This window comes from Butyrivibrio sp. AE3003, assembly GCF_000686065.1.
GTDB classification, from domain to species: Bacteria; Bacillota; Clostridia; order Lachnospirales; family Lachnospiraceae; genus Butyrivibrio; species Butyrivibrio hungatei_A.
On sequence record NZ_JMLX01000001.1, the window covers coordinates 796,837 to 813,829 of the forward strand.

Annotated in this window: 15 protein-coding genes; all 15 read left to right on the forward strand. The window is 41.4% G+C overall.

The features are described from left to right. Positions 1-119: 119 nt before the first annotated feature. The 15 genes from codY (at position 120) to ltrA (ending at position 16,848) form a co-directional block, all read left to right on the forward strand. Positions 120-899: a GTP-sensing pleiotropic transcriptional regulator CodY gene (gene codY, locus CD00_RS0103830; RefSeq protein ID WP_026654729.1), complete on the forward strand. Its 780-nt coding sequence runs from the start codon at positions 120-122 to the stop codon at positions 897-899. A 313-nt stretch (positions 900-1,212) separates the two neighbouring features. After that, positions 1,213-1,608 (forward strand): flagellar basal body rod protein FlgB, encoded by a 396-nt coding sequence (flgB, locus tag CD00_RS0103835; protein WP_026654730.1) that lies wholly within the window; start codon positions 1,213-1,215, stop codon positions 1,606-1,608. 45 nt (positions 1,609-1,653) lie between these two features. Beyond that, the gene (gene flgC, locus CD00_RS0103840) at positions 1,654-2,100 is read left to right on the forward strand and encodes a flagellar basal body rod protein FlgC (protein ID WP_026654731.1); all 447 of its coding nucleotides are present in this window, start codon (positions 1,654-1,656) and stop codon (positions 2,098-2,100) included. 46 nt (positions 2,101-2,146) lie between these two features. Continuing rightward, positions 2,147-2,488: a flagellar hook-basal body complex protein FliE gene (fliE, locus tag CD00_RS0103845; protein ID WP_026654732.1), complete on the forward strand. Its 342-nt coding sequence runs from the start codon at positions 2,147-2,149 to the stop codon at positions 2,486-2,488. Between the two features lie 48 nt (positions 2,489-2,536). Beyond that, a complete protein-coding gene (gene fliF / locus CD00_RS0103850; RefSeq protein ID WP_026654734.1) occupies positions 2,537-4,153 on the forward strand; it encodes a flagellar basal-body MS-ring/collar protein FliF in 1,617 nt (538 codons plus the stop codon). Positions 4,154-4,167: 14 nt separating this feature from the next. Beyond that, positions 4,168-5,193: a flagellar motor switch protein FliG gene (fliG, locus tag CD00_RS0103855; protein ID WP_051199082.1), complete on the forward strand. Its 1,026-nt coding sequence runs from the start codon at positions 4,168-4,170 to the stop codon at positions 5,191-5,193. Then, positions 5,186-6,061 carry a FliH/SctL family protein gene (locus CD00_RS0103860; protein WP_026654736.1) on the forward strand — a complete coding sequence of 292 codons (876 nt, stop codon included), beginning with the start codon at positions 5,186-5,188 and terminating at the stop codon, positions 6,059-6,061. Before fliG ends, CD00_RS0103860 begins: the two co-directional genes overlap by 8 nt. Positions 6,062-6,117: 56 nt before the next feature. Further along, positions 6,118-7,437 carry a flagellar protein export ATPase FliI gene (gene fliI, locus CD00_RS0103865; RefSeq protein ID WP_442856189.1) on the forward strand — a complete coding sequence of 440 codons (1,320 nt, stop codon included), beginning with the start codon at positions 6,118-6,120 and terminating at the stop codon, positions 7,435-7,437. Positions 7,438-7,455: 18 nt separating this feature from the next. Then, positions 7,456-7,914 (forward strand): flagellar export protein FliJ, encoded by a 459-nt coding sequence (locus CD00_RS0103870; RefSeq protein WP_026654738.1) that lies wholly within the window; start codon positions 7,456-7,458, stop codon positions 7,912-7,914. Between the two features lie 2 nt (positions 7,915-7,916). Then, complete coding sequence (locus CD00_RS0103875; protein WP_026654739.1) at positions 7,917-8,864, forward strand: magnesium transporter MgtE N-terminal domain-containing protein; 948 nt, start codon at positions 7,917-7,919, stop codon at positions 8,862-8,864. Positions 8,865-8,988: 124 nt separating this feature from the next. Further along, entirely contained in the window at positions 8,989-10,482 is a 1,494-nt protein-coding gene (locus tag CD00_RS19065) for a flagellar hook-length control protein FliK (RefSeq protein WP_051594071.1), read from the forward strand. Positions 10,483-10,503: 21 nt separating this feature from the next. Then, positions 10,504-11,187 carry a flagellar hook capping FlgD N-terminal domain-containing protein gene (locus tag CD00_RS19070; protein WP_051199084.1) on the forward strand — a complete coding sequence of 228 codons (684 nt, stop codon included), beginning with the start codon at positions 10,504-10,506 and terminating at the stop codon, positions 11,185-11,187. Between the two features lie 24 nt (positions 11,188-11,211). Continuing rightward, complete coding sequence (locus tag CD00_RS0103890; RefSeq protein WP_026654740.1) at positions 11,212-11,637, forward strand: TIGR02530 family flagellar biosynthesis protein; 426 nt, start codon at positions 11,212-11,214, stop codon at positions 11,635-11,637. Positions 11,638-11,794: 157 nt separating this feature from the next. Next, positions 11,795-14,908 (forward strand): flagellar hook-basal body complex protein, encoded by a 3,114-nt coding sequence (locus tag CD00_RS20530; RefSeq protein WP_051594072.1) that lies wholly within the window; start codon positions 11,795-11,797, stop codon positions 14,906-14,908. Positions 14,909-15,453: 545 nt separating this feature from the next. Beyond that, positions 15,454-16,848 (forward strand): group II intron reverse transcriptase/maturase, encoded by a 1,395-nt coding sequence (gene ltrA / locus CD00_RS0103905; protein ID WP_026654742.1) that lies wholly within the window; start codon positions 15,454-15,456, stop codon positions 16,846-16,848. The last annotated feature ends 145 nt before the right edge of the window (positions 16,849-16,993 follow it).

The following is a 16,993-nucleotide window of genomic DNA, read 5'->3' on the forward strand; positions in this document are numbered from 1 at the left end:
ATTTAGATTTTTTTCATAATTGTAGGCGCTTTATTGTTTGAAGCGCCTATATTTTTATGCTAAGATTACGTTAAGACACCGTGTAAACATTTCTTTTTTGATAATAGAAGGAGATTCTTATGAGTAGTGTTCAACTACTGGATAAAACCCGAAAAATCGGAAAACTGCTTCATAACAGTAACTTGGGTAAAGTGGTATTTAATGATATCTGCAGGGTTTTATGTGATATTCTCTCATCAAACATGTTTGTCATCAGTAAGAAGGGAAAGGTTCTTGGAATCGGAGAGAGTGCCAGCGTTGAATCGTTAAGCGGATTGCTCGTTGACAGCGTAGGTTCTTTTATCGACCCGATGCTCAATGAGAGACTTCTTACCATTCTTTCAACAAAGGAGAATGTCAATCTCGAGACTCTTGGTTTCGAAGGGATTGACAGCAGTAAATTTCAGGCGATTATTACTCCCATAGAGATTGCCGGAGAAAGACTCGGTACTCTTTTTATCTATAAGACGGATAAACCTTATGATATCGATGATATTATTCTGTGTGAATACGGAACGACGGTTGTAGGACTTGAAATGCTCCGCGCAGTAAATGAAGAGAATGCGGAAGAGAGCAGAAAGCTTGCGGTTGTAAAATCAGCGATCGGAACATTGTCATTCTCCGAGATGCAGGCAATCATCCATATCTTTGATGAACTTGACGGAATGGAAGGTGTGCTTGTAGCAAGTAAGATCGCGGACAGAGTCGGAATCACAAGAAGCGTTATCGTCAATGCCCTCAGAAAATTTGAGAGTGCCGGCGTTATCGAATCCAGATCTTCGGGAATGAAGGGAACATATATCAAAGTAATTAACGATGTTGTCTTCAGCGAGATCAAGAAACTAAAACAAGAGATGTAATTGTCCGATATATATATAGAACAGCATAAAATACGGATAGTATCAGTGATGAAGGGATTTATCGAAAGGTAGACCCCTTCTTTTATTTGGATAAAAAATAACATAGAAAAACGTTTGTTTAATATTAATATTAATTTTTATGTTTAATTAAGTTGTGTTTAAAATAAGTTTTCGTACTTCATTTAGTAGTTAATTTTGAAATTAGGCACAATATAAAGTATATTTTACTTGTATTTTAGCTAAAAAAATTCTATTATAAATATAAGTATGATACATAAAGTGTACCCATCTTTATGATTTAAGGAGGAAGAAGATGATCAATAGCAGTGTTTTTGATTATATCAATGTCTTGGATAAGGCTTCTGACGCGTCTTGGACAAGAAATGAGATTATCGCGAACAATATAGCGAATGTAGACACTCCGGGGTACAAGAGACAGGACCTGAATTTTGAGGATGAGCTTGAGAGAGCACTCGGGCATTCAAGATACAGGACCATGGACCAGAAAGTTTCGGATTTAAAGGATAAGCATTTAAAAGCAAGAGTTGTCAACGACTACTCGAGTTTCTCTTACAGGACCGACAGAAATAATGTTGACATAGATACTGAGAATGTCACACTTGCAGCTAATCAGATTAAATATCAGGGACTTATGGCAGGACTTAATTCTGAGTTCAAGAATCTTCTTGCTGTTACTAAGTCTTCGTAATCATTCATACATTATTTTTTATTTATTTCATAGGAGGTAACCGGTATGAGTATTTTCGATTCTTTCAACATCAACTCATCAGGAATGACTGCTCAGAGATTCAGAATGGACATTATCTCTGAAAACATTGCCAACGCAAATACAACAAGAACACAGGATGGAACTCCTTATGTCAGAAAGGTAGTTACATTTGCAGAGAAAGGCTCACAGACTCCTTTTTCAAGGATATTGAACGAAAGACTTGACCACTATTCGGGAAGAGGTGTCAAGGTTACTAAGGTTCAGGATGACACATGGACACAGATGAATATTGTCTACGATCCTTCACATCCCGATGCCGATGAAAACGGATATGTGACTTATCCAAATGTCAATACGGTTACAGAGATGACAAACCTTATTGATGCAAGCAGATCTTACGAAGCAAATGCTACAGCTTTCAATGCAAGCAAGAATCTTGCTACCAGAGGTCTTGAGATAGGAAACGGCTGATACGGTATGGTTTAAACTAAACCGTTAATTTTGGAGGTAGTATTTAATGGCTTCACTTGATATATCACAACTTAGGAATGTAACTTCACAGGCAATCAAGAATGCAGAGAAGACAAACAGCAGAGTCTATAACGTTTTGGGGAACAATGATGACTCGGCAAACTCTTTTTCTTCGATCTTTGATCAGGCTGTGCAGAACATAAATACAACAAATGCATATCTTTCAGATGCCGAGAATGAAGAGATAAGATGGGCTCTTGGCAAGACTGACAATACGCATGACCTTACCATCGCGCTTCAGAAGGCTCAGACAGCGCTTCAGTATACTATCGCTGTGCGTGACAAGGCCCTGGCTGCATACAGAGAGCTGACACAAATGCAGATCTGATCGCTCTTTTTTAATAGTTTTTTTAGTTTTTTTTGGGAGGGAGAATAAATGGCTGACAGGTTTAAAGAGCTGTGGCAGAAAATTCTCGATTGGTGGAACAAGTTTACAGCGAAACAAAAAACGCTGGTTGTTGGAGCGGGGACAGTAGTTCTTCTCACACTTATCATCTTGTTATCTGCTTTGAATCAGCCTCAATATGTTCTTTTGGCGAGTGCCAATTCTACAAAAGAGGCATCGGAGATCAAGGACCTTTTGGACTCAAACGCCATCAACTACAAGATGTCTGATGACGGTCTTGATTTTAAGGTCCTCAAAAAAGATCAGGCTAATGCCAATCTTCTTTTAGGTGCTAATGATATACAATCATACGCATACAGTATCGACAACGTAACTAACGGAAGTTTTTCCACGACAGAATCAGACAAGCAAAAAAAGTATGTGGTTTATCTGGAGAAGCAGCTGGAGTCTGACTTCATCCAGAATTTTACAACGATTGACGCTGCGCATGTTCAGTTGCATATACCGGATAATGACGGAACCCTTATCGGAAATAAAGAGGAAGCTTCCGCAACCATTATGCTTGAGATTGCAGAGGGAGCGGAGTTTACCGAGGATAATGCCGCATTCCTTGCAAAAGCGGTAGCGAAGGCTTTGGGTAATTCGGATACAAAGAATATTGTAATCGTAGACAACCAAAGTAACCTTCTTTTTTCGGGAGATGAAGATTCTACCGTTACGGGACTTGCAAGCACACAGCTTTCGCTTAAGTCCAAGGCTGAACAGATTGTAAAAAACGAAGTCAAAAAAGTTATACTTGGAACCAAGTTGTATGACGCAGTTGAGGTTGCAAGTAATCTTGACATGGATTTTTCTCATGAAGAGGTTGTTCAGCATGACTATACACCGGCTGAAGATCAGACTCAGGGTGTGCTCAGTCATGAGGATATCTATACCGCAGAAAACGTAAATGGCATCAGTGGTATACCGGGAACGGATACAAATGCCGATGATGAGACTACATACGTAACTCAGGACAATAATAACTCAAGTTCAAATATCAACGAGGAGTCGAGAGATTATCTTCCGAATGAGAAGATAACAACAACTACAAATCAGCCGGGTGCTGTTAAATACGCATCTTCTTCGATATCCGTTACAGCGATCAACTACGTTGTTATGAATGAGGAAGATTACAACAGCGCAGATCATGAAAATCTTACATGGGCTGAATTTAAGGCACAAAATAAAACTCCTTCAACAGAGGAAGTTCCCGAAAACATCGTGAATGTTGTTTCCAAGGCTACGGGAATTCCTGCTGAGAATGTTGCTATAGTGGCATCTACGGAGTACATGTTTTTTGATAAGTCAGGATCTTCGGTAACGCTTTCGGACATCCTTCAGATAGTTCTTATCCTTGTGATCTTGGGACTTCTTGCATTTATTATCATAAGGAGCATGTGGACGACCAAGAAGACGGAGGAAGTGGAAGAACCCGAGCCTTTGTCTGTTGAATCACTGCTTGAGTCACAGCCCGAGGAGCTTCTCGAAGATATCGAGATGGATACGGGATCTGAGACAAAGAGACTTATCGAGAAATTCGTTGACGAGAATCCCGAAGCGGCCGCAACGCTTCTTCGAAACTGGTTGAACGAAGACTATACATGATGGGGTGAAATAATATGGATATAGGGTCAAATCCTTTAACTTCGGATTTTACCGGCACACAAAAAGCGGCGATTCTCCTTATTGCACTGGGACCGGAGAAATCATCCGCCATATTTAAGCATCTGAAAGAGGAAGAAATCGAGGAGCTTACCCTCGAGATCGCCAATACAAGAAGCGTTACTTCGCAGATCAAGGAAGCAATCCTTGAAGAGTTCTACGGAGTCTGCCTTGCTCAGCAGTATATCGCAGAAGGCGGTATCAATTATGCTAAGGAGCTTCTTGAGAAAGCTCTCGGTGAAGATAAGGCTCTTGATGTTATCAGTAAACTTACAGCTTCGCTTCAGGTTAAGCCCTTCGAGTTTATCAGAAAGACAGAACCTTCTCAGATACTTACATTCATTCAGGACGAGCATCCGCAGACGATTGCACTTATATTGTCATATATGTCACCGTCTCAGAGCGCAATGGTATTGTCGGCTCTTCCGCCTGACAGGCAGGCTGATGTTGCAAAGCGTATCGCATCCATGGACAGAACAAGTCCGGATACCATAAAGGAAGTGGAAAAAGTGCTTGAATCAAAGCTTTCTTCTCTTGTAAACCAGGATTACACAATCATTGGCGGCGTAGATGCTGTTGTAGAAATCCTGAATACGGTAGACAGAGCTACAGAAAAGCATATCATGGAGACTCTCGAGATCGAAGAGCCCGAACTTGCGGACGAGATCAGAAAGAAGATGTTCGTGTTCGAGGACGTTCTTCTTTTGGACGACAGATCGATTCAGAGAGTGCTGCGTGAAGTTGAGAACAGTGATCTTGCTCTTGCATGTAAAGGTGCTACAGAGCAGGTTCAGAATGCTATTTTCAACAATCTTTCAAAGCGTCTTGCAGCTATGATCCGCGAGGATATGGATTTCATGGGACCTGTTCGTATGAAGGATGTTGAAGAGGCTCAGCAGAAGATCGTTAACGTCATCAGAAAGCTTGAGGATTCCGGTGAAATTGTAATCTCCAGAGGCGGAGGTGATGAGCTAATTGTCTAATCTTTTTAAAGCCGGCTTTGTGAGTTTTGATCAGAGCGATGCAAGAATAATAGATAATAACGATCTTTCAAACAGAAAGATTGAGGCATATCAGGAAAGAGAACTTAAGCGTCAGAGAACCAGAATGATGCAGGAGGAAGGCTACGAAGAGGGCGAGGGTGTTGAAGATTTTGTTCCGGGGATAGGACTTGAACAGATTGATCAGCTTACTCAGGACCAGAATATGCTGGGATCATTTCCGGACCCTCAGTTTGATATGGAAGCCATGCAGGCTGAGATAGACCTTAAACTCCAGCAGGCTCAGGAACAGGCCGAGATGATTATAAATGATGCACAGCAACAGGCTGAGAACATCAGAAATCAGGCTATGGATCAGGGAAGACAGGAAGGGTATGACGCCGGATATCAGGAAGGCCTTGCTGCTGTTGAGCAGATAAAACAGGAAACGCTTCAAAAGCAGGAAGAACTCGACAAAGAGTATCAGCAGATCGTCGATGAACTTGAACCTGAGATGGTTGATGTGCTGACTCAGATCTATGAGCATGTTTTCGGTGTTGATCTCAGGGAAGATAAAGGAATCATCCTTCATCTTCTTAAGAATACGCTTTCGAGAATTGAGCCCGGTAACGACCTTATTGTGCATATTTCTCCCGATGATTACGACGATGTTATGGATGAAAAAGATTCTATCGACGCATGTATTTCTTCTCCGAGTACGACTATGGAGATTATCGAAGATCCGCTTCTTAAGAAAAATGAATGCATGATAGAGTCGGACAGCGGTGTTTTTGATTGCAGTCTCGGAGTTGAGCTTTCTGAGCTCACAAGAAAACTCAGACTTCTTTCTTTTGACAGAAAGAAAAGATAAAGAGTAGGTTATAAATTATGCTCACATCTTCAATTGATATATCTAAATACAAGAAAATGCAAAATGCTCCTTATTATCGCATGAGGGGCAAGGTTGTCAATGTTATCGGTCTTACTATCGAATCGGCGGGGCCCGATGCGAAACTCGGCGATATCTGCCTTATTTACCCAAAGAAAAAAGACAGCGAATCTGCGATAAACATTGATGATAAGCCTGCAATGGCTGAAGTTGTGGGATTTAAGGACAATCATGTTCAGCTTATGCCTTATGAGAATGTAAGTGGCATAGGAAACGGAAGTATCGTTGAGAATACGGACTCACCGCTCAGAGTAAATGTGGGCGAAGGACTTCTTGGAAAGACACTTGACGGACTTGGAAGGATTGACGGTATTTCTTACGGACATGGAACCGCACTTGAAGGCGGAGTTGCATATTCGGTTGAGAATGAACCGCCGGATCCCATGACAAGAGACCCGATTTCGGATGTTCTTTCGCTTGGCGTTAAGGCGGTTGACGGCCTTTTGACAGTCGGGAAAGGACAAAGAATCGGAATCTTTGCGGGTTCAGGTGTTGGTAAGAGTACACTCCTTGGTATGTTTGCGAGAAATACCCAGGCGGATATAAATGTTATCGCGCTTATCGGAGAGCGTGGCAGGGAGGTTAGAGAGTTCATCGAAAGAGATATGGGTGAAGAAGGTATGAAGCGCTCGATTGTTGTCTGCGCGACTTCCGACAGGCCTGCTCTTGAGAGACTTAAGGCAGCCAAGACGGCTACTTCGATAGCTGAATATTTCAGGGATAAAGGTAAGGATGTCCTTCTCATGATGGATTCTCTTACCCGTTTTTCAATGGCTCAGAGAGAAATAGGACTTGCGAGCGGCGAACCGCCTGTTTCAAGGGGGTATCCGCCCAGTGTATATGCTGAGATGCCTAAGCTTCTTGAGAGGGCCGGAAAGTCAAAAAAAGGCTCGATAACGGGTCTTTATACCGTTCTTGTTGACGGTGATGACATGAACGAACCTATAACGGATACCGCGAGAGGTATTCTGGACGGACATATAGTGCTTAACAGAAAACTTGCACAGAAAAATCATTATCCGGCTATAGATGTTCTTGCGAGTATTTCAAGATGTATGTCTGCAATTGCGGATCCGGAGCACAAGAAGGCTGCAGGAAAGCTTAAAAATGTCCTTGCCACCTATAATGACGCCGAGGATCTTATAAATATAGGCGCGTACAGAATGGGTGCAAACAAGAACATAGACTATGCGATATCCAAGATTGAAATGGTAAATGAATTTCTTTTACAGGAGACTGATGAGAAATTCTCGTTTGAAGAGATCAGGAATCAACTTATCAATATGTTCAGATTTTGATAAATCGGCGGTTTTATTATGGCAAGATTTGTCTATAAGATGCAGAGCATCCTGAATATCAAGGAAAAGACCGAAGGGCAGGTTAAGATGGAATTTGCCGCAGCCCAGGCGGAGCTTAACAAGCAGTACGATATTCTGGATGAGTATGTAAAAAGAAAAGAGAATTACCTTATCGAAGCTGAGGAGCTTAGAAACGAAGCGAGTCTGAGACTTCAGGATATATTGGATAATCAGTATGCCACTGCTCAGATGGATGTTATGATTGCTTCCCAGTCGAGGGTAATCAAGGAATATGAAGCTGAGGTCGAAAAAGTCAGAGTAAAGCTTACAAGAGCCATTCAGGAGAGAAAAATGCAGGAGACCCTTCGCGACAGGGCTTATGCGGAGTATCTCGAGGAAGAAAAGCAGGAAGAAGCCAAAGAGAACGACCAGAGAAGTAGTTTCACATACGGACAGAGACAACAGGAGAAGAAGTAAATATGGCTGATCTGGATATGCCGATGTCCCCTTTTGAGGATCAGAAGGCGGCGAAGGCAAAGCTAAAAGCTGACAAATTAGAATATAGGAAGAAACTTAAAGAACAGAGGAAAGCTGATAAGGAAAAGCTGCATGAGTTTGCCGAGAGGTCGGCGGAACTTAGCGGAGACGATGCGGGCGGACTTGCCACCATCGTGATCACTTTTTTCATTGTTCTTATTTGGCTTGCTATAATGGCACTTCTTATAAAGTTCAACGTAGGAAATTTCGGATCCGATATCATGGCTCCGCTCATTAAGGATATTCCTGTAATTAACGCCATTTTGCCCAAGGAAGCAAGAAATGATGCGGATGCAAAGATTGATGAGCCGATTGACTTCAGCACAGAAGGAAGCGAAGCCGGCGGAATTCAGACTATCGATGAAGCCAATGCATATATAAAGAGGCTTGAGAAGGCTCTTCAGGATGAAATGAACCAGAACAGCAGCTATGCGTCTACGATAGACAGGCTTGAAGCGGAAGTTAAAAGACTTGAGCCATTCGAACAGCAGCAAAAAGAGTTTTATGAAGAGAGAGCGGCTTTTTACAACAGTATTGTCTATAATGACAATGCGCCGGATCCTGAAGAATATGCCAAGTATTTTGAGCAGATCGATCCCGATACGGCTGAGAAGATCTATGAGAAGATCAAGCGCGATGAAGGTGAAGAAGCTGCAATTAAGGCTTTTGCTACGACATATTCGGGAATGAAGGCTAAACAGGCTGCCAAGATCTTTGATGAGATGGTTAATGAAAACCAGATCGAACTTGTTTCAAAGATTCTGGCTCAGATGAGTGTAGAAAACCGCGGAGATATTCTTGCTCAGATGAAGGAAGAAAATGCCGCAAAACTCACTCAGCTGTTGGAACCTAATGCACTCAAGAATAAATCAACCAAAGTTACGGGATGATTTCCTAAAAATCTTTTGAATTATGTATAAAGGTTTAAGATATTAAGCCGATATAATGTATGAGATGCCATGGTCTCTTTATGGGATCATGCATTTCGGAAATTAAATACATAAGGAGGAAGCTATGAGCAGTGCGGCAAACCCAATTAGTGCAGCCATGAACATTATGGCGACCGGCACTGCAGCCTCAAATGTTTCAGTCGTAACAATGTCTGAAGGATATAGCGCAAATGCTTCAATGAGCTTTGGCACTATTTTGAATCAGGCAAACGATGCGGTTACACAGCTTAATTCTGTAAATGCAGCAAAGGATGTGACTGTGTCTAAGGAAAAGACAGACTTGAATGTATCGGTGCAGAAGGAAACTGCAAATGTCGCTACAAAGGATGTAACAAGCGACAATACGGGCACGGAAAATAAGCTTGTTGATACAGACAACAAAGTGGTTGCGGAAGAAACAAATGGCAAGGAAGCCGGCGAAGAGCTGCAGGATGCCATTGCAGAAGAAGGCAAAAAGCTGATTACCAGGATTGCAGAAGAGCTTGACGTATCTGAGGAAGATATCGTGAATGCGATGCAGGCACTGGGAATCACGGCGGCGGACCTGTTTAAACCTGAAAATCTTATACAGCTTATTTCTACTGTAGGAGGACAGGAACAGGCAGTAAATCTTATCACAGACTCAGACCTCTATACATCATTGCAGGACCTCATGGAGGATGCGGATGGTATGAGAAGCGAACTTATGAATGAGTTTGGCTTAACTGAGGAAGATTTTGAAACCGTTGTCAGCAACATGCATGAGGAATTTTCTCAAGTAACGGAAAAAGATGCACAGCCTAAGAAAGAAGCAGAGCCTTTGATCGAAATTAACGATCTTAGACCTGAAAAAGCAGTAAGGGAACCTATAGATAAGGAAATCCACAAGGATGTTCAAAAAGAGGTTTCTGTAGACAGAGCTGATGTATTCAAGGATGAATTCAAACCCGTTGAAAATTCCAACAACACAACAAAAAACAACAATCAGTCAGGAAACTATGATCACGGATCACAGGGAACAACCGTATTTAATCAATTCCTTAACGGAGTTACGGATGCGATAAACGGTTCGACGGCGGCTGAAGAGATGCTTGCATATACCGACAGAGCTCAGATGGAGAACATCGTGAGACAGATCACGGAAAAGATAACAGTTTCTGCAAGCGAAGATGTGACCAAGATGGAACTTCAGCTTCATCCGGCAAGTCTCGGTAATGTAAATATCCTTCTTACAAGCGGTAAGGACGGTATTATTGCAAGATTCACGGCACAGAACGAGATTGTAAAAGAAGCGGTTGAAAGCCAGATGATCCAGCTTCAGCAGAAATTTGAAGCACAGGGCATTAAAGTTAATTCCATAGAAGTTACCGTTTCCAGTCACGCGTTTGAAGAGAATCTTCAGCAGCAGGGCGGAAGCGAAGGAAATAACGAACAGGCTTCAAAGGGCAGAAAAGGACTTCGCAGGATCAATCTGATGGATGCAGATGATATTGCAAGCGAAACGGATATGGACGAAGCCGAGAGATTATCGGCACAGATGATGGCTATGAGCGGAAACACTGTTGATTTCAGTGCGTAAGCCGGCCGGAAAGAGGTTATTATGGCAGATGTAAATTCTGTTACTGCAATAGTTAAAGACGGCAAGATTGAGAACGCTTCAAATAAAACCGAGTCGAAAGAAAAAAATACACAGGCTAAGGGCTACGACAAGGATTCTTTTCTTAAGATCCTTGTCGCCCAGATGAAATATCAGGATCCCATGGAGCCTACTTCAAATACTGAGTACATTTCACAGTACGCTACATTCACTCAGGTTGAGCAGATGAACAACATGGCTAACGCTATGAGCCTTTCAAGAGCATCTGAGATGGTTGGAAAGACTGTTACAATAACTCAGACCAATCCTGAAACCGGGACTAAATCTGAGGTTCAGGGTGTTGTAGACTTTGTTACCTACAGCGGTAATAAGGCATTTCTTAACATTAACGGAACTAACTATAATGTTGACGATGTTACTCAGATACTTGGTGAAGACTATGAGAATGCACTTAATACAGTGAAGGATTTCCAGGAGAATATTGATAAGCTTCCTGATAATATTTCGCTTGTGACTCTTGAGGAGCACGAAAAGACAATCGATTCTATGTATGACTATTACATGAATATGGATGAAAAAGCGAAAAGGCTTATGGATAAAGACTATGTAACTTCGCTTCTTCAGTATGTAAATAGAATTGATGATCTTAATAATAGTGAACATCGAACATTTAATAAAGATAAGTAAACAAATGCATAGGAGGTATAAGCTATGACAATGGATGGTCGTCAGTTTATGTCCATCGGGCAGGTGCAGGACCAATATTTAAACGGTACTGTACCAAAAACGGATAAGAACAAACAAAATATTCCAACAGGTGAAAATTCTTTTGCATCTGTTCTAAACAAAATCCAAGAGTCTGCCGATAATAATATCAGCACGGAGAATCTTAGATTTTCTAAGCATGCCGTAAACAGACTCAGCGACAGAAACATTGAGCTTTCTGAGGAACAGATGCAGAGACTTAACCGTGGAAAAGCTGAGGCCGGTGAAAAGGGAATTAAAGAGTCACTTATTCTGGTTGACCAGCTTGCTTTTATAGTGAACGTTCCCAATAACATGGTCGTTACTGCCATGGATCAGACAGAAAACAAAAACAATGTTTTCACAAACATAGACGGTGCAGTGATCGTATGATTGGACCGAAGCGGCAGACAGGCCTGAAGTGCCTTGCCGTCAGGAAATCTTAACTTCCCGACCGACAGAAGGAAGTTCTTTGACGAAAATCACGACGCATCCGTCCAAAATCAATCTATTTAATTTATTTCTTTTTTATGATGGAGGACTTTGCCTTATGATGAGATCTCTTTACTCCGGTGTTGCCGGACTTAAGACACACCAGACCAAGATGGACGTTATCGGTAACAATATCGCTAACGTTAACACAACTTCTTACAAATCTCAGTCAATCACATTCTCTGATCTTATGTATCAGACAACACAGACAGCTTCAGGAGCAACAGAGACAAAGGGTGGTATCAACCCTCGTCAGATTGGTCTTGGTACTAAGTCGGGAGCTATAAATACAGCGATTACATCTCAGGGAACAACACAGACAACAAATAACCCTTTTGATATCATGATCACAGGTAAGTCTTTCTTTGTTGTAAATAACGGTGTTGAGAATCTCTATACAAGAGACGGATCATTTTATGTTGACGGAGCAGGAAATCTTGCAATGCAGTCAAACGGATATCTCGTTCAGGGATGGGCTGCAAAAGAAGACAGAGAGACCGGTGAAATTACAGTAAATAAGAACGGAGGACTTTCAAGTCTTCAGATTATGAGCCCTGCGAATTTTACATATTCACCTGCTTCAACAACCGCGGCTATTTTTAACAATAATATTGACTCTAACGATACAAATGTTATGTCGGTAGACGGAAAAACAATTACACTTGAGTTTTATGATAACAAAGGATATTTGTATACCGGAAAGTTTACTTTAAAAGATACAAAAGATGGAAATGTAGATAATCATCTTTTTGCATTAACGCTTACAGATATTATTGATTCAAATGGTAATTCGCTTGATGACAGAGGCGGCCTTATGAGTCAGATAACATTTGGTAATCTTGAAGGGCTCAACAGAGTAGAAAAGAAGACTGCGATTCAGGGTTATACATTTGAAAGAATAGAGAATGATTCCGATCATATTACAATTAACAAAATCGGTGGAGATGTTAAGTATGATAATGTAAAGGCTTCTGACGGTAAGCTGTCGGATCTTTTGTCAAATGGTACAAAGGCCGGATTGCTTGATACTGTTTATGGAATCACTGATGAAAAAGCAAAAACTTTATTTGGTGAAGATTATATAAATGCAAAATATTCCGTTGATTCTTCCGGAAGAATTACTGTTACTTATCCTATGACAGATTATAAAGATGAGGCATGCTCCGGAAGCTATGCGTGGCTTAATCAGGATGATTCAACACAGGAAGGCGGAGTAGCAAATAAAGAAAAGTTCTTCGTTGATGCGGATACACAGGTTGCATATAAGGTTCCTACAAACGGAAATGCAAATGAACTTTCTGTAAGTATTTTAAAAGAAGTTTTCGAAATGAATGATAGCGACATTTCGAAATATAGAACTTCTGATTATAGATATGATTATGATTCAAACGGAACACTTTCATTCTATAAAAAGGATATTGGACTTGCTGTAACTTCAGAGCCAAAGGAAATTAGCTCCAGTGTTATGGATAGCTTTAACTTCATTGGAGATGCTGCGGGCAGAAAACTTTCAGAGATTGTTTCGGGTGTTAGTAATCTTAGATATACATATTCTTCAGAAGGTGTTGTTTCCTTATTCCAGATGGAGACGGGCTATATAGATGCCGATCCTGAAACAGAGTCACTTGATAGTACTCTTACTGATGGTGATGCAATAGATTCTTTATTTACTGCATTAAATAAAAGATGGGGATCAAACAATGCTGATTCGGTTTCTCTTGATATTTTGCGGAATGTGATCACGGATACGACAACTTATCCTGATGCAAATGTAAGAAAAGTTGCGCAAGCTATTGTCGAAGCGGCACAAAGAAAAACTAATTTAACAGATGAAAATGGAAATCCCGTTGCTGTAAGAAATGTAAAAGTTAAACTTGGCGATGAAACAGGAAATAAGGTCCTTGTAATCAATTTTGAAAAAGAAGGAGAGATAGCAAAGCCTTATCCGAACGCTACAACGAAGTATTCAAAGTCTGTAGCTGAAAAAACAGCGCGCTTTGTTGAGAAAGACACAACAAATAACAACAGATTTGTTGTTGATGAACCTTCTTATGTTTTTAAGAATACGTCTAATCCAAATGAGAAGTTTGAAAAAGGTTATTATCTTCCCGGTAATAAGCTTACGATGAACAATCTTAATGCTGATTTAATTAGAGATGTATTTCCGTCTGTGCAGCTTAGAAACGGTGTTAGTTACAACTTTAGCATTTCGACAAACGGACAGATTTCAATCAATCATATGGAAACGGCAGATCCCCGCAGAATTGCAGCCAGCGAATTTTCTATCGAACAAAATGCGGATGGAACTATTAAGTATTTATCATCTTCAGCATTTAAGGAAGTACCTGTTACAGGAAAAATTTCTGATTTATTAGAAGCAATAGATGGTAAAGGAAGTAAAGAACAAGGGCTTCTTAAGAAAGTGTACGGAATCAGCGATAAGGCTGCTGCAGCTTTTGGTGGTGACGGAACATATGAGATCATTACAGCTGAGGGATCTGATTTTGGAAAGATAAATCTTAGAATTGGTGATCGTACAATTCAGCTTCAGTTTGATGAGGCTACCGGTTCGATTGTTTCAGCTGACGGAGATTCAAAGAGTAAGAGTGCGAATATTACGTTTGGATTAAACGGTCAGGACACTGAAGGACTTATGGCATTTGGTTTCCAGGCTAATCCTGCAAATGCTGAAGAAATGAAAAGAAATCATACGATCAGCATCGATTTCTCAAATCTTACAAATTACAATACAAATAAATCTTCAACTATCACTGCAAACAAAGGTGATATAAAGTCACTTAATACAGGACGTGCAGTTGGAGAGATGAATGGTATAAATGTAAGTGATAACGGTCAGATTTATGCATCATATTCAAACGGCCAGACAAAGCTTTTGGGACAGATCGCATCTGCAGAGTTTGCTAATGCATCAGGTCTTTCAAAGCAGGGTGATAACCTCTATGCATCAACACTTAACTCAGGTGATGCTACAATTCAGGATATCACAACTGACGGTGGCTACATGAGCACAGGTGTATTGGAGATGTCAAACGTAGACCTTTCAGCACAGTTTACTGAGATGATCACAACACAGCGTGGATTCCAGGCTAACAGCCGTATCATCACAGTATCCGATACACTTCTTGAGGAACTTACAAACCTTAAGAGATAATAATCTGTAACATATACAATTAAATCATAAGGCAATCGCCCACATCCGGTCGGGGATGTGGGCGATTTTTTAAGTGCGCCTAGCGGCGCACGTTTCTAACGGGTTAAAGTCCCGAATCCGCCCGGTAGTGGGAAGGATATAGCCGAAAGCAAGGGTGTCCGTCGTGAGGCGGAATCTGAAGGAAGCTGGATGTGAGGAACATACTAACTCATGGGCAAATCTCTGGTCTGACGAACAGAAATCTCATACGAGGTTATGCATGAGGGTAAGGCTGCTTAGCAAGTCGAAGCCCAATAACTACACGGAATCATGCATGATAAATGAGGCAGATGGATGGAGTGGAAGAAACGTGTGGTACCTAGGGAGGTCTGCATGAAATGCTCCGAAAGGAGTAACCACCGCACAAGGCAACGAGGCGGTGCTGAACATGCAGAAGTCAGCAGAGGTCATAGTAGGGACATGGATATGGAAACATGGACATGTTAACCGAAGGACCGAATCAGTAGGAGTCTTAAGTATGACCGAGAAAGGAGGAATGACCTTTAATGGCAGAAAACATTGATAATAATGGCTGTTCGCAAAGAGATAGTGCGGAACACGAAGGGTATGCGAAAGCGTCTAGGTCGTTCAATCGGATATGGAAAGAAAGAGACAGTGCACAGCCGAAGCTCTTGGAAGCGATACTGTATAAGGATAACTTTAACAGAGCGTATAAAAGAGTTAAGGCAAACAAGGGAGCGCCAGGTATTGATGGTATGACCATCGAAAAGGCACTTCCGTACCTTAAGGAACATCAGCAGGAGTTAACTGACCGCATATACCGCGGCAAGTATACTCCATCGCCAGTCAGGCGAGTTGAGATTCCAAAACCAGATGGAGGTGTGCGTAAGCTTGGCATACCTACCGTGATAGACCGAACACTCCAACAGGCAATAACTCAACAGTTAGTGCCAATCTATGAACCATTGTTTGTGGAAGGAAGCTACGGCTATCGCCCAAACAGAAGCGCAAAGGACGCTATACAGAAGGCAAAAGAATACGCAGAACAAGGTTACACTTTTGCAGTAGTCTTGGATTTATCAAAGTATTTCGACACCTTGAATCATGAAATTCTTATCAATCTCCTCAGAAGGAATGTGAAGGATGAACGTGTAGTTCAACTAATAAAGCGTTATCTGAAAAGTGGGGTAATGGAAAATGGAGTGGTCATTGATACTGAAGAAGGTTCGCCGCAAGGTGGGAATTTATCTCCACTTCTTGCGAATATCTACCTCAATGAGTTCGACCAAGAGTTTCTGAAAAGGGGTGTGCCCTGCATAAGATATGCAGATGACATCGTTCTTCTAGCGAAAAGCAAAAGAGCATCAGAGAGACTCTTGGAAAGCAGTACAAAATATCTCGAAGAGAAACTGAAGTTAACAGTAAATCGAGAGAAAAGTCGTACGGTCAGCGTGTTTGCAATTCAAAATTTTAAATTCCTTGGCTTTGCATTGGGAAGGAACGGAAGTGGCGTTTTCGTCAGGGTTCATCCAAAGTCATTGAAGAAGTTCAAGTCAAAGCTGAAAGATTTATCTTCCCGTAAGTCTGTGCAGTCCATCAAACCTAGTCTTGAGAAAATCAAGGTATATGCGAGAGGATGGCTTAACTACTACGGTATAGCAAGCATGAAGTACAACATAGACGAAATCAATGGATGGCTCTATCACAGAATACGTATGTGTATATGGAAACAGTGGAAGAAGCCAAAAACTAAAGTACGCAATCTCATAAAGATGGGCGTGCCCAAGGACTTGGCGCTTATGGCTGGTAACAGTCGGCGCGGACATTGGTTTACCACACATACAGTTGCAGTCAACATGGCAATGACAAAAGAAAGACTGATAAACAGTGGCTTCTATGATTTAGCCACAGCCTATCAGTCTGTGCACGTCAACTATTGAAAGCGCCGTATACCGAACGGTACGTACGGTGTTGCGAGAGGACGGCGGTTAGTCACCGCCTCCTACTCTATTGCTTGAAGAGTATTTATTTGATATGTATAATATATGTATGAATGAAATAAGTTTTGAATGGGATGAAAATAAG

Bases quoted from the DNA above. Each gene is read 5' to 3' on its own strand.
- CD00_RS0103870 (WP_026654738.1), top strand. From the start codon at position 7,456: ATGGCAAGATTTGTCTATAAGATGCAGAGCATCCTGAATATCAAGGAA.
- codY (WP_026654729.1), top strand. From the start codon at position 120: ATGAGTAGTGTTCAACTACTGGATAAAACCCGAAAAATCGGAAAACTG.
- flgB (WP_026654730.1), top strand. From the start codon at position 1,213: ATGATCAATAGCAGTGTTTTTGATTATATCAATGTCTTGGATAAGGCT.
- CD00_RS19065 (WP_051594071.1), top strand. From the start codon at position 8,989: ATGAGCAGTGCGGCAAACCCAATTAGTGCAGCCATGAACATTATGGCG.
- fliG (WP_051199082.1), top strand. From the start codon at position 4,168: ATGGATATAGGGTCAAATCCTTTAACTTCGGATTTTACCGGCACACAA.
- ltrA (WP_026654742.1), top strand. From the start codon at position 15,454: ATGGCAGAAAACATTGATAATAATGGCTGTTCGCAAAGAGATAGTGCG.
- fliE (WP_026654732.1), top strand. From the start codon at position 2,147: ATGGCTTCACTTGATATATCACAACTTAGGAATGTAACTTCACAGGCA.
- CD00_RS0103875 (WP_026654739.1), top strand. From the start codon at position 7,917: ATGGCTGATCTGGATATGCCGATGTCCCCTTTTGAGGATCAGAAGGCG.
- flgC (WP_026654731.1), top strand. From the start codon at position 1,654: ATGAGTATTTTCGATTCTTTCAACATCAACTCATCAGGAATGACTGCT.
- CD00_RS19070 (WP_051199084.1), top strand. From the start codon at position 10,504: ATGGCAGATGTAAATTCTGTTACTGCAATAGTTAAAGACGGCAAGATT.
- fliF (WP_026654734.1), top strand. From the start codon at position 2,537: ATGGCTGACAGGTTTAAAGAGCTGTGGCAGAAAATTCTCGATTGGTGG.
- fliI (WP_442856189.1), top strand. From the start codon at position 6,118: ATGCAAAATGCTCCTTATTATCGCATGAGGGGCAAGGTTGTCAATGTT.
- CD00_RS0103890 (WP_026654740.1), top strand. From the start codon at position 11,212: ATGACAATGGATGGTCGTCAGTTTATGTCCATCGGGCAGGTGCAGGAC.
- CD00_RS20530 (WP_051594072.1), top strand. From the start codon at position 11,795: ATGATGAGATCTCTTTACTCCGGTGTTGCCGGACTTAAGACACACCAG.